The organism is Burkholderia sp. LAS2, from assembly GCF_018417615.1.
Lineage (GTDB): Bacteria > Pseudomonadota > Gammaproteobacteria > Burkholderiales > Burkholderiaceae > Burkholderia > Burkholderia sola.
The window spans coordinates 131,567-144,318 of the sequence record NZ_CP071054.1 but is presented as its reverse complement, the minus strand read 5'-3'; the positions used below and the strand labels follow the sequence as shown (position 1 = coordinate 144,318).

Sequence of the window (12,752 nt, the reverse complement as noted above, 5' to 3'; positions counted from 1 at the left end):
GCGAAGCAAGCCGTGGTCAATAAAAACCGCGGAAACGCGGGAAATCCCCTAATTTCAAGGGTCTAGCGTGCATCGTTGCGGGGAAATCCGGCACATGTTTGGTGCAATTCGACTGATCGAATCTCAAGGATGACTAGACAAATTTTGAATTCGATCGCCGCTGCGCTCGACCGTGAAACACGTCTGACGATCGGCGAGTGGATGTCGGCGAGGTATCGTGAGCCGTGAAGGACGCCGACCCTACCGCGCCTGCGGCGCATCGCGCAGCACGGACCGCAACGCAGTATCGAACGGCGTCGCGTAATCGATCCCGAGCGCGCGCACGCGCGCGGCATCCAGATGGCAGTCGTACGGGCGCGGCGTCGCGTCGGTCGGCTGGGCGATCGGCGCGAGCGACGCGTCGATGCCGAGCGCGGCCGCGATTCGCTGCGCGATGTCGTACTTCGTCATCGGCTCCTCGCTCGACCAATGGCGAATGCCCGTGACGGATTCACCCGCGAGATGGCGCAGCGTCAGGTCGCGGATGACCTGCGCAACGTCGGGCGTGTAGGTCGGGTAACGGATCGCCCATGCGTCCATGCCGACCGCGTCGGCGCCCGGCCGCGCCGACGCGACGACGGCCGGCACGAGGCTCGTGACGGCCGATTCGCTCCAGTCGGCGATCGGGCCGAAGAGCAGCGGCAGGCGCAGCACGCACGACAGCGGCGAGGCGGCCAGCAGCGCGGCCTCGCCTTCCAGTTTGGTGCGGCCGTAGATGTTCAGCGGGTTCGGGGCGGCGTCCTCGCCGTAGGGGGCTGCCTTGCCGTCGAAGACGTAGTCGGTCGAGATGCCGAGCGTCCATGCGCCGTATCGCGCGGCAAGCGCGCCGACGCGGGCCGGTGCGGTGACGTTGATGGCGCGGGCGGCGGCCGGGTTGCGTTCGCAGACGTCGGGGCGGCGTTCGGCGGCGCAGAGAATCACCGCTGCCGGTCGGTGAGTTTCGAAAACGCGTTCTAGGGACGGCTGATCGAGAACGTCGAGCTCGGCGACGTTTTCCGGCGGCAACGCGAGCAGTTTCGCGCCGGCGGTTTGCGGGTTCCGGATGGTTGCCAGCAGCGTCAGCGACGATTCGCGAGTCAGGGAGGCCGCAACCGCGCGGCCGAGCAGGCCGGAGGCGCCGATGAGGAGGATGGTTTTGTGCAGGGTCGACGGAGAGGGGTTTGGCATCGGTGCGATCAATCACGGGAAACGAATGGATTATCGAGCCTATTGAATCGCAGGAACGATCGCCGCGCAACGCTTCGGTCTACTGGCTCGCATCCGGTCGCGAACATATGCACCGATCTCTCCGTCGCCCGAAAAGGCAAAACCCGGCGCGCTCGCGCGCGCCGGGCTCCCGATACCGAACGGAAACGTCGCCCTGCGTTACTTCCGGTCGACCGAATACCGCCCCGGCCCGCTCAACGCGAGCAACAGCAGCCCGCCGACGATGCTCACGTTCTTGTAGAAGTTGATCATCGCCATGTACTGCTCCATTCCCTGCAGCGCCCAGTAGCGATGGCCGATCAGCGCAGTCGCGAGCGTATAGGCGGCGAACGCCAGCGCGAGCGGACGCGTATAGAAGCCGATCGCGATCAGCACGCCGCCCACCAGCTCGACCGCCACCGCGATCGCGGCCGCCAGCTCGGGTGCCGGGTTGCCGGTCGACGCCATGTACGCGACCGTGCCCGAGAAACCGGTCAGCTTCTGCCAGCCGAACAGCACGAACAGGATCATCATCAGCACGCGAGCGGCCAGCAGCAGCTCGTCCTTCTTCGACTCCAGCGAAACGTAACGCATAGCAATCACCCTTGAATTGACGGTTTGATGCGTCCGGTGCCGCTGCGCGCCGAATCGGCGCGCGATCGCGGCAACGGATCGCTCTTCGCGCAATCGGACGGCAAGCCATCTGGCCTGCCACCGAAGAATCCGTCCGGTGGCGCCGCGGCAGGCGGCGCGCTCCGGACCGGTTCTGGCGAAGCACGGGTGCAGTCTACTGTCACGCCTGAAATCATCAATATGCCAAAACATGATTCGCTGTCTCGAATTAGTGGACAATCCACGAAGATCGATCCGTCACGCGGCGTCTGCTGGCCATGCAAACCGCCGCCTCCGTCTGTCAGCAAGATGAAGCTTCTTTACGTTACGGAATCAGTTGATAGTCGACACCGCGCTCGGGGCTCTCGGGCGGTTCGCGTTCGTGATGGGGTGAATGGCCGTCGAATGACAGCCGGCGGTACGGCGGCGCAGCGGTATGACGGTACGCGTTGCCGCCATCGGCGTGATGGGAATCGCGATGTTTGGATGGCGCCGCGATTGCGACGCATCGTGCAAGACGGATCGTTCCAGCAGGCAACGAGCGTGCCGGCCACGTGCTCAGCACGCGATGCGATCGCGTGCCACGCCACTGGCGTGACACGCGTCCTCCGTTACAACGCAGCGATCCGCCGGCGGAAATGTTCGGTACCGGCGACGATCTTGTCGAGCACCGCGTCGAGCGCCCAGAAGCGTTCGCGCACGTCGTAGTCGATCGCCCGGCACTTGATCGACCCGAACGTGCCGATCCGCTGGTGATACAGCTTCGCGAGCGCCGGGTAGCCCAGCGCCTCCGAGACCGCCGAGACGACGAGGAACGTCGACAGTTCGTCGGCGAGCGCCGGATTCGACTCGCCTTGCGTGCGCAACCACCGGTAGAGATCGGGATGGAAGTTCGTGAACACGCCGTTGAAACCGGCGGAGCCGGCCTTCATCGCGTCCCACGCGATCGCGGCGTTCGCGTTCAGGATCTTCAGCGGCGATCCCTCGGCAAGCGCGACGCGCCGCTTCACCGTCGCGAGATCGCAGCTCACGTCCTTCAGCATCACGAACCGACCCGTGTCGATGCACGCGCGCAGTTCGTCATCCGACAGAAGCCGCCGGTAAGGCGCCGGACATTCGTACAGGCCGAGCGGGAGATCCGACGGCAGTCGCGCGAGCAACCGGTGCAGATGGTCGAGCAACGCGGCGCTGCCCTTGCGTTGCGGATCGAGCCGGTTGGTCACGAGCACGACGCCCTGCGCGCCCGATTCGGCCGCCGCGCACAGTTCGGCGACCTGCGCGTCGAGATCGTCGCTGATGTGGCCCGACGCGACGACCGGCACGCGCCCGGCCACGCGCTCGACCACGAAGCGCGCGAGCGCCGCGCGTTCGGCCAGGCTCAGGAACTGCATCTCGCTCGATTGCGCGACCGCGAACAACGCATCCGAACCGTGCGCCAGATACCATTCGATGAGCCGCTCGAGCCCGGCGTAGTCGATCGCGCCGGCGTCGTCGAACGGCGTCAGCATCACCGGCACGATCCCCTCGATGGTCACGTTCGATTGCTGCGGATGTTGCATCGGTTTCTCCTTCCTTCAGTGAATGCGAATGCAGGCTGCACGATCACGCCGGCAACGGTCCGGGCGCGGCGTTCGCGGCCTGTTCGGGAATCGGCTTGCGCACGAGCAGCAGATAGGCCATCGCGCCGGCGAACGCGATCGCCGCCGCGGTGAGCAGCGCGGGCACGAACGACCACTTCTGCGCAATGATGCCGGTCAGGATCGGCGCCAGCGCACCGCCGATGAAGCCGCCGAAATTCTGGATTGCGCCGAGCGACGCGATGCGGCTCGGCGGTGCGGCCGCCGTCGCGAGCGCCCACGAGCACGCCGACGCCGCGTTCGCGAGAAAGATCACGACCGAAATGCATGCGAGCGCAACCGTATTGCTCTGCACGAGCGCGGCCGGAATCGTGAACGCGACCATTCCGAGCATCGCGGCCACCACCGCGTTGCGCCGGCTCACGACCGGCGACCGGCTGCGGCGCGTGACGAAATCCGACAGCCAGCCGGCGACGAGCGAACCGACGAACCCGCACAGGAACGGCACCGATGCGGCGAATCCGGTACGAATCAGGCTCATGTGCCGCTCCATCGTCAGGTAGCCCGGCAGCCAGGTGAGGTACACCCAGTTCAGGTACACGGAGCCGAAGAAGCCGATCAGCATCCCCCAGGTCGTGCCGTGCGAGAACAGGCTGCGCCATTCGACGAAGGTCAGTTTCGGCGCGGCGGCGACGCTTTGCGCATCGGCATCGAGATAATTGCGCTCGGCGGTAGATAGTTGTGCGCGCACCGGATCGCGATACAGCGCGAACCACACGACGGCGACGACGAGACCGAGCGCCCCGGTCACGACGAACGCCCAGCGCCAATGGAACGAGGCCACGAGAACCGACAGCAGCAGCGGCGCGAGCGCGGTACCGAGCGGCGACGCGGCATTGAAAATGCCGGTCGGCGTGCCGCGCGCCCGCAGCGGAAACCAGTTGCTCACCACGCGCGCGGCCGACGGGAATTGCGGCGCCTCGCCGATGCCGAGCACGATGCGCGCGACGATGAACCACCCGAACGTGGACACGAGGCCGCCCGACGCCTGCGCGAACGACCAGACGATCAGCCCGATGCCGAGCAGCCGGCGCGGGCCGATGCGGTCGACCAGCCCGCCGACCGGAAACTGGCACAGCGCATAGCTCCATGAGAAGGCCGACAGCAGCAGCCCCATCTGCGCGAGCGACAAGCCGAGATCGCCGCGGATCGCCGAACTTGCGACGGCCAGCGTGCCGCGATCGAGATAGTTGACGATCCCGCTCGCCATCAACAGCGCGAGCGCGATGCGTTGACCGCGCCGGATCCGGGGCGGCGCGTGCGGAACAGATGGGTTGTCGTTCATGTCGATTGTCTCCATGTCACTGATAGGGGCCGGGTTCGGCCGTTCCGTCGCATGCGGAATTCAGGTGTCCGACCGTATGACCTCGTCGCGCGTCGGGATCGACGTCTGCGCGCCGTGGCGCGTGACGCTGATCGCGGCCGCCCGCTGGCCGAAGCCGATTGCGTCGTCCATCGACGCGCCGCCGGCCCGCGCGGCTGCAAACCCGCCGACGAACGTGTCGCCGGCCGCGGTCGTATCCACGGCCGCCACCGCGATCGCGCGATGATGGCCGCTGCCTGCGCTGCCGCGCCAGCAGACGCCGCGCGCGCCGAGCGTGACCAGCACGTTGCCGGCGCCCTTCGCGCACAGCGCCTCGGCGGCGCGCGCGGCCGACGCGTCGTCCCCGACGGCGATGCCGGTCAGCGACTCGGCCTCGGTTTCATTGACGACGAGATAGTCGACCCGCGCCAGCAATGCATCGAAGAGCGGCTGCGCGGGCGCGGGATTGAGCAGCACCGGCGTGTGATGCGCGGCGGCGCAGGCAATCGCGCGCGCCACGGTGGCGACCGGCACTTCGAGCTGGCACACGAGCAGCGCGGCCTCGGCGATCGCGTCGCGCGCCGCGTCGATCCGGTCGGCATCGACGCACGCGTTCGCGCCCGGCACGACGACGATGCTGTTCGCGCCGCCGTCGTCGACCGTGATCGTCGCGACGCCGGTCGCCGTGCCGCCGATCCGGTGCAGGTGCGTCACGTCGATGCGCTCCGCCGCCAGCGCGGCGTGCAGGCGCCCGCCGAACGCGTCGTCGCCGACGCAGCCGATCATCGCGACCGACGCGCCGAGGCGCGCGGCCGCCACCGCCTGGTTCGCGCCCTTGCCGCCGTGAACGGTCTCGAACGTCGTGCCGAGCAGCGTCTCGCCCGGCACCGGCAGGCGCGGCGCGCGCGTGACGAGATCGATGTTGACGCTGCCGACGACGGCGATACGCGGTGACGGGATGCCGTTCATTGCTTGATGTAACCGCTTACATTTGCGATCGACAAAATGACCGAAAAGGCCGTCGTCTCGAAAAATTTCGCCATACGGATTGGAAAAGTGTCTGACATAATAGGGAATCAGCAGCAAGATAGCGCTTACATTCTGGCAGGCTCGATCGAGAATGCAAGCGGGCCATCATGAATCGAGGGTAAACAATGACGCCAATGACGCTTCTGACGGCACACGGCAGCGGCACGGTCGCCACGTGCGGAGGCAACCGATGAGCACGCCCCGCGCACGCCGCGGCAGCGGCCGCTCGGTGCTCGGCGACGTCGCGAAACTGGCCGGCGTGTCGACCGCGACCGTCTCGCGCGTGTACAACGATCCCGGCAAGGTGTCGGCCGACGTGCAGCAGCGCGTGCGCGACGCGGCGCTCGCACTGAACTGGATCCCGAATGCGGCCGGCCGCGCGCTCGCGTCCACGCGCACCCACATCACGGGCGCGATCATTCCGACCCTCGACGATCAGGTGTTTGCGTCGCAGGTCGCCGGCATGCAGACGGTCATGGCCGAGCACGGCATCACGCTGTTCCTCGGCTGCTCGAACTACGACCCCGCGCAGGCGCTCGCGCAGGTGCGCGCGATGCTGTCGCGCGGCGTCGAAGCGGTGTCGCTGGTCGGCGAAGCGTATCCGCCGGAACTGTTCGAACTCCTTGCGATGCATCGCGTGCCGTACGTCGTCACGTATGCGTACCGCGACGACAGCCCGCACTGCTGCATCGGCTTCGACAACCGCGCGGCGTTCGCGCGGCTCACCACGCACCTGCTCGATCTCGGTCATCGCGATTTCGCGATCATCATGCAGCCGTCGACAGACAACGACCGCGTGCAGGCCCGGCTGCGCGGCATTCACGACACGCTGGCCGCGCACGGGCTCGCGGTGCGCCCCGTGCATCAGCACGAAGGCGCGGCCACGATCGCGTTCGGGCGCGCGAGCCTGCGCGCGATCGCCAGCAGCGACGCGGCGACGCGGCCGACCGCCGTGATCTGCGGCAACGACGCGCTCGCGCTAGGCGCGCTGCTCGAAGCGCAGGCGCTCGGCATCGACGTGCCCGCGCAGTTGTCGATCACCGGGTTCGACGACATCGCGCTCGCGCGCGAGATCCAGCCGCCGCTGACGACGATGTGGGTCGACACCGACGCGATCGGGCGTCAAGCCGCGCATGCGTTGCTCGACGCGCTCGAAAACGGCGCCACGGGGTCCGGCCATGCGGTCCAGCCCGAGTTGCGCATACGGGAATCGGCGGCGCCGCCGGCGCGGACGCAGGCGCGCGCGGCGCGGAAGAACAAGACGTAGCGGGGCAGCGCCCTGTTTACTGCATCACGTCGATCGGCAGCGTCTTGTCGAGATTGTCGTGCCACGCGTTGATCGTCTTCGGCACCGTTTTCTTCCACGCGGGCACGTTCGAGTAGTAACGCATCCGGACGTTGTTCTTCGCATCGAACACGAGCAGCCCGATCCACAGATCGGTGCCGCGGCGCATCACGATCGCCGCGTTCGTCGTCGCGATGCCGCGCACCCAGTACGACGTCACGTGTGCGTTGAGGCCATCGAGGTCCTTCTCGTCGGCGCTGAGATTGACCACGTCGACGAGCGTCTGATAGTCGGCGCCGAGCAGTTTGTGCGCGGCCGCGTTCTGCTGTGCGTCCGCGACGACCTTGAGGCTCAGCAGGTCGGCCGGCGGCTTTGACTGCGACTGCGCGGCGGTCACGTAGTTGCCTGCGTACATGACGCCCATACCTGCGTCGCAATCGACATCGGCACCCTGCTGCGTGACGCGGATGCGTCCGCCCTTCCGGTCGAAGTCAAGCCGGCATTTGTCCCGGCGATAGGTTCCGCTGTCACCGTGCAGCACGATGTTGCCGTCGAGCCCGCCATCATGGGCGCCGTTGTTGGCGCTCAACTCGAAATGCAGGCGCGGCACCGTGCCGGTAAACGTCAGCACACCGCCGAACGATGGGTTGTCGCTGTCGAGATACCACGTCTGCTGCCAGCGATCGGCGGCCAGCGGCATGCCGTTCAGGCTCGCGAGCCGTTCGCGGTAGCGGTCGCCCAGGCACGACGCATCGCTGCCGCACTGGTCGCGTTGCTTGAGCCACTTCAATTGCGCGGCCTTCAGCGCGGCCGTATCGCCGCCCTTCGCGAGCGCCCGCTTCCACGCCGTCGACAAATCGCCGTCGAGCTTCGATAGTGTGGTGTCCGCACAGATCCTTTTCTCGGTCGGCGACGCGGCCTTCGCGCAGTCGAAGCCGGCCGCATGCGTGACGTGCGGCAGCAGCGTCAGCAACACGGCCGCCGCGACGGATAACAGGTACGTGCTCCGCTTGCCGCTTGCGCAACGTGCAGCGTGCGCGCGCGGATTCGATCGGTTGTGAATGGTCATCGGCTTGATCGTCGCTGGGTCGCGCATCCGTAGAAGCTACGTGCACGCGACATTCGAGGTAAAAACGCCCGGCCCGGCATGCGACGCACGGCGCCGCCCGGCGAAGCGTAACCCGAATGCGCGACGCCGATCAATCGACGTTCGATGTTGTCGCAACTATCTCGACGCCCGCGCCGCAGTGCACGATACCGTCGCGCAGCGCAGCTTTCGTCGCGCGATCGACGATCCCGATGAACACGATCGCGCGAGCGCCGTCACCCCTGATCGGCCCGCCGTCTTCCATCGACGAGAACCGGATGCGCCGCAACCTGCCACACACGTCTGGCAATCGCACCGGCTGCATCGGCCACGCACATGACGCCTTTCGCGCGCAGGACGAGACGAGCCGGCAATGACGTCAGCCGTCGAACGGCACCAGCTCATAACTCGTGCTCCGCCCGCCGGACGCCGAGCGCCGCAACATGCGCTGCTCGACGAGCTCCGTGATGTCGCGCAGCGCCGTGTCTTGCGAGCATTTCGCGAGAGCGGCCCACTTGGTGGTCGTCAGCTTCCCTTCGAAGCCGTCGAGCAGGCGATTCATGACCTTGACCTGGCGTTCGTTCAGCGCGACGCCCGCGCATCGCTGCCAGAAGCGCGCCTTGATCAGCATCGCATCGAGCGTCGTGTGCGCATGATCGATGGCCCGACCCAGCGTATCCAGAAACCACGCGAGCCACTCGGTGACGTCGAGCGAGCCGCGCTGCGTGCGCTCCAGCACGTCGTAATACGCGTTGCGCTCGCGCTGGATCTGCGCGGACAGGCTGTAGAAACGCTGCGGGCTTCGATCCGCGCGCGCCAGCACCAGATCGCCGAGCGCGCGCGCGATACGACCGTTGCCGTCGTCGAACGGGTGGAGCGTGACGAACCACAGATGGGCGAGCCCGGCCCGGATCAGCAACGGCTCGGCCGGCGGCGCGTTGAGCCACGCGAGAAAGCGCTCGATCTCGTGCGTCAGGCGTACGGCCGGCGGCGCCTCGAAATGCACGCGCTGCCGGCCGATCGGCCCGGAGACCACCTGCATCGGCCCGCTCGCATCCGTGCGCCATTCGCCGACCGTGATCCGCGACAGCCCCGAATAGCCGGTCGGAAACAGCGCGGCATGCCACCCGAACAGCCGCGCTTCGGTGACCGGTGCGGCCGAATGGGTCGTCGCATCCAGCACCATGTCGACGACGCCTTCGACGTGGCGATCGACCGGCGCCAGCGCGCCGATGTCGACCCCGAGCCGGCGCGCGATCGACGACCGGACCGATGCGACATTCAGGTTCTCGCCCTCGATCGCGCTGGTCTTGACGACGTCCTCCGTCAGCGCGGCCAGGCTCGCCTCGTCGCGCAATGTCAGGCCGACATCCGCCAGTCGGCCGACCAGCATGCCTTGCGCACGGCTGACGTCGGCAAGCGGCGCGGCGAGGGCCGGAAGGTCGAAGCGCCATGCCGGCCAGTCGGCCGATTCCCAGATGAAGGTGTAATCTCCGCTCATGATGCGGAGATTATCCACCCATTCGCCGCACCACTCAATAATCTCCGCAAATTCTGCGGAGATTACGCGCCCCATTCACCGCAAGCGGCCGGCTACCGTACCCGGCCCGCCGCGCTCGCCTCCGCCCCGGCCGGCTCCCCGAGCCGTTCCGCGAGAAACCCGATGAACGTGCGCAGCGTGACGAACCCTTCCCGGTGCTGCGGAAACACCGCATTGAGCGTGATCGGCGGCGGCACGTACGCGTCGAGCACCGGTACGAGCGCGCCGCTGTCGAGCGCCGCGCCGACGATGAAGTGCGGCAGCAGCGCGATGCCGAGCCCCGCGATCGCGGCGTCGCGCACCACTTCGCCGTTGTTCGCGACGAGCGGCCCCTGCACGTCGAACGTGCGCGCCGCGCCGTCGACGCGGAACTCCCAGCCGACCCGCCGCTCGCGCCCGTACAGCACGCACGTGTGGCCGGCGAGATCGGCCGGCGTCTGCGGCGTGCCGTGCCGCTTCAGGTAAGCGGGGCTCGCGCACGCGATCATCCGCCACGCGCCGAGCGGACGCGCGATCAGCGTCGAATCCTCGAGCGAGCCGATCCGCAGCACGAGGTCGAAACCCTCGCCGATCAGGTCGACGCGCCGGTCGGTCAGGTCGAGGTTCAGCCGCACGGCCGGGTGCGCGGACAGGAATTCGGCAATCAGCGGCGACACGTGCGTGATCCCGAACGACAGCGGCGCGCTGATCTTCAGCGAACCATGCAGCTCGGTGCTGCGCACCGACATCGCCTGCTCGGCGTCGGCGATCTCCGCGAGGATCCGCTGCGCGCGCGCATAAAACTCCTGCCCCGATTCGGTCACCGCGAGATTGCGGGTATTGCGATGCAGCAGCCGCACGCCGAGCGACGCCTCCAGCGCCATCGTGCGCCGGCTGACGAACTGCTTGGACAGCATCAGCTGATCGGCCGCCGCCGTGAAACTGCCTGCGTCGACGGTCGCGACGAAGATCCTCAGGTCGTTGAGTTCCATATTGTCCACTCCAGAGCGACAGTCATTATCTCTGCAGCGATTTATTTGTCAAATCGATTGACCTAAGATTCATCTCAACGAACAGCCGAGCCCACTTCCGAGGTCCGGCGACTTCAAGGACAAAAAATCATGATCGATATCCGTGCAGCAAACCAACGTGGCCGTGCGGAGCATGGCTGGCTCAGCTCCCGTCATACGTTTTCGTTCGCGAATTACTACGATCCGAAGCAAGTCGGCTTCTCCGACTTGCTCGTGATCAACGACGACCGCGTCGCCCCGGGCCGCGGCTTCGGCACGCACCCGCACCGCGACATGGAAATCCTGTCGTACGTGCTCGACGGCGCGCTGGAACACAAGGACTCGATGGGCACCGGTTCGGTGATCGTGCCGGGCGACGTGCAACTGATGAGCGCCGGCACGGGCGTGCGCCACAGCGAGTTCAACCACTCGCCGGACACGCCGGTCCACTTCCTGCAGATCTGGGTCGGGCCGGCCGAAAAGGGCGCCGAGCCGCGCTATCAGCAGACGAATGTCGCGGCCGACGACAAGCGCGGCAAGCTCGCCCTCGTCGTGTCGCCGAACGGCGATGCCGGTTCGCTGAAGATCCGGCAGGACACCCGGATTTACGCGGGCCTGTTCGACGGCGACGAAAGCACTACGCTGGAACTTGATCCGAGCCGCTTTGCCTACGTGCACGTGGCGCGCGGCAGCGTGACGGTCAACGGCGTGACGCTCGGCGAAGGCGACGGCGCACGCATCCGCGGCGAACAGGCGCTGACGATCGCCGACGGCAAGGACGCCGAGGTGCTGGTGTTCGATCTGCGTCCGGTCGAAGTGACGGCCGAATGGGCGTGATGCCCGTTCGGGAAACCGGGCCCCGCTGACCGCGGGGCCCTTTTAATCGGAGATTCGCAACATGGCCAAGGTTCTCGTTCTGTACTACTCGTCCTACGGGCACGTCGAAACGATGGCGCAGCACATCGTCGAGGGTGCGAAATCGGTGCCCGGCGTCGAGGTCGCGCTCAAACGCGTGCCGGAAACGATCCCCGTCGATCAGGCCCGCGCGATCGGCGTGAAGGTCGACCAGGCCGCGCCGGTCGCCACGGTGGACGAACTCGCCGACTACGATGCGATCATCTTCGGCACGCCGACCCGCTTCGGCAACATGGCCGGCCAGATGCGCACGTTTCTCGACCAGACCGGCGGCTTATGGATGAAAGGCGCGCTCGTCGGCAAGATCGGCAGCGTGTTCGCGTCGACCGGCACGCAGCACGGCGGCCAGGAAACGACGATCACGTCGTTCCACACGACGCTGCTGCATCACGGGATGGTGATCGTGGGCGTGCCGTATGCGTGCAGCGGCCTCGTCAACATGAACGAAATCACCGGTGGCACGCCGTACGGCGCGACCACGCTCGCGGGCGCGGACGGCAGCCGCCAGCCGAGCGCGAACGAACTCGACATCGCGCGCTACCAGGGCAAGCACGTGGCGGAACTCGCGAGCAAGCTCGCGTCGTAACGCGGCGGGCTCGCGGGCCCGCCGTCCTGCTGTCCCGCCCTTCCGCAGATGAACGAACGGCGCCGGTTCGACCGGCGCCGTTCGTGCTGTGCCACGCGTTCGACCGTTACTGGCCCGAAGCCGGCGCGGCCGGCGCCGCGTTCGTCGCGGGCGCCTTCTGCACGGCATTCTGCGGATAGTTGCTCTGATCGCCGGTCAACCGGTAGCCGCTGCCGGTGCCGATCGCCTTCAGGTCCGACGCGTGCCGCGCGCGGGCCGCCTTGCGCGCCGCCTTCTTCTGCGCCTTGGCGAGCTGCTTCTGCGTCGGCGCGGACGCCGCCGCGTCCTGCGCGTATGCCGCCGGCGCGGCGGTCAACGACAGACCGAACGACGCCGCTACTGCTACTGCCACCGAAACCACGCGAGACTGCTTCATGGCCGATCTCCTTGTCGATTGTTGAGTGTGGGTCGGACACCGGCGTGCACGCGATGGCTTGCGACAACGGCGCCGATGCAACGTTAGCCGATCGGCGCGCAAATGTCCGTGTGCGTTCCTGAATTGTCCT

13 protein-coding genes are annotated in these 12,752 nt (G+C 67.2%); 4 read left to right on the top strand and 9 right to left on the bottom strand.

Annotation, left to right across the window (positions count from 1 at the left end; all coding sequences use genetic code 11):
• Nucleotides 1–240: 240 nt before the first annotated feature.
• The 5 genes from JYG37_RS29755 to rbsK all read right to left on the bottom strand — a co-directional run bounded on the left by JYG37_RS29755 (nucleotide 241) and on the right by rbsK (nucleotide 5,745).
• Nucleotides 241–1,206 (bottom strand): dTDP-4-dehydrorhamnose reductase family protein, encoded by a 966-nt coding sequence (locus tag JYG37_RS29755; RefSeq protein WP_124630040.1) that lies wholly within the window; start codon nucleotides 1,204–1,206, stop codon nucleotides 241–243.
• Between the two features lie 198 nt (nucleotides 1,207–1,404).
• On the bottom strand, nucleotides 1,405–1,818 hold the full coding sequence (locus JYG37_RS29750) for a DoxX family protein (RefSeq protein ID WP_050016574.1): 414 nt from the start codon (nucleotides 1,816–1,818) through the stop codon (nucleotides 1,405–1,407).
• 629 nt (nucleotides 1,819–2,447) lie between these two features.
• A complete protein-coding gene (locus tag JYG37_RS29745) occupies nucleotides 2,448–3,395 on the bottom strand; it encodes a dihydrodipicolinate synthase family protein (protein WP_124555142.1) in 948 nt (315 codons plus the stop codon).
• 43 nt (nucleotides 3,396–3,438) lie between these two features.
• Nucleotides 3,439–4,758, bottom strand: coding sequence for an MFS transporter (locus tag JYG37_RS29740; RefSeq protein ID WP_050015698.1), 1,320 nt, complete (start codon nucleotides 4,756–4,758; stop codon nucleotides 3,439–3,441).
• A gap of 60 nt (nucleotides 4,759–4,818) precedes the next feature.
• Nucleotides 4,819–5,745, bottom strand: a complete 927-nt coding sequence (rbsK, locus tag JYG37_RS29735; RefSeq protein ID WP_176016942.1) for a ribokinase — start codon at nucleotides 5,743–5,745, stop codon at nucleotides 4,819–4,821.
• Nucleotides 5,746–5,995: 250 nt separating this feature from the next.
• Here rbsK and JYG37_RS29730 point away from each other — a divergent pair, with 250 nt between their 5' ends.
• Nucleotides 5,996–7,072 (top strand): LacI family DNA-binding transcriptional regulator, encoded by a 1,077-nt coding sequence (locus JYG37_RS29730; RefSeq protein ID WP_050015578.1) that lies wholly within the window; start codon nucleotides 5,996–5,998, stop codon nucleotides 7,070–7,072.
• Nucleotides 7,073–7,088: 16 nt separating this feature from the next.
• Here the strand turns inward: JYG37_RS29730 and JYG37_RS29725 are convergent, their stop codons facing one another.
• Nucleotides 7,089–8,159 carry a lysozyme inhibitor LprI family protein gene (locus JYG37_RS29725; RefSeq protein WP_089490196.1) on the bottom strand — a complete coding sequence of 357 codons (1,071 nt, stop codon included), beginning with the start codon at nucleotides 8,157–8,159 and terminating at the stop codon, nucleotides 7,089–7,091.
• A gap of 116 nt (nucleotides 8,160–8,275) precedes the next feature.
• Here JYG37_RS29725 and JYG37_RS29720 point away from each other — a divergent pair, with 116 nt between their 5' ends.
• The gene (locus JYG37_RS29720) at nucleotides 8,276–8,554 is read left to right on the top strand and encodes a hypothetical protein (protein WP_050015580.1); all 279 of its coding nucleotides are present in this window, start codon (nucleotides 8,276–8,278) and stop codon (nucleotides 8,552–8,554) included.
• 2 nt (nucleotides 8,555–8,556) lie between these two features.
• On the opposite strand, the gene JYG37_RS29715 is transcribed toward JYG37_RS29720, so the two are convergent.
• Together JYG37_RS29715 and JYG37_RS29710 are read right to left on the bottom strand one after the other, a co-directional pair.
• Nucleotides 8,557–9,678, bottom strand: a complete 1,122-nt coding sequence (locus JYG37_RS29715) for a Fic family protein (protein ID WP_213346882.1) — start codon at nucleotides 9,676–9,678, stop codon at nucleotides 8,557–8,559.
• A 92-nt stretch (nucleotides 9,679–9,770) separates the two neighbouring features.
• The gene (locus tag JYG37_RS29710; protein ID WP_089490136.1) at nucleotides 9,771–10,688 is read right to left on the bottom strand and encodes a LysR family transcriptional regulator; all 918 of its coding nucleotides are present in this window, start codon (nucleotides 10,686–10,688) and stop codon (nucleotides 9,771–9,773) included.
• A gap of 129 nt (nucleotides 10,689–10,817) precedes the next feature.
• On the opposite strand from JYG37_RS29710, the gene JYG37_RS29705 reads away from it, so the two are divergent.
• Together JYG37_RS29705 and wrbA are read left to right on the top strand one after the other, a co-directional pair.
• Nucleotides 10,818–11,543, top strand: a complete 726-nt coding sequence (locus tag JYG37_RS29705; RefSeq protein WP_050015583.1) for a pirin family protein — start codon at nucleotides 10,818–10,820, stop codon at nucleotides 11,541–11,543.
• A 61-nt stretch (nucleotides 11,544–11,604) separates the two neighbouring features.
• Nucleotides 11,605–12,207 (top strand): NAD(P)H:quinone oxidoreductase, encoded by a 603-nt coding sequence (gene wrbA, locus JYG37_RS29700; RefSeq protein WP_124592565.1) that lies wholly within the window; start codon nucleotides 11,605–11,607, stop codon nucleotides 12,205–12,207.
• Between the two features lie 106 nt (nucleotides 12,208–12,313).
• Here wrbA and JYG37_RS29695 read toward each other — a convergent pair whose 3' ends face one another.
• Nucleotides 12,314–12,622 carry a hypothetical protein gene (locus JYG37_RS29695; protein ID WP_050015587.1) on the bottom strand — a complete coding sequence of 103 codons (309 nt, stop codon included), beginning with the start codon at nucleotides 12,620–12,622 and terminating at the stop codon, nucleotides 12,314–12,316.
• Nucleotides 12,623–12,752 lie beyond the last annotated feature (130 nt).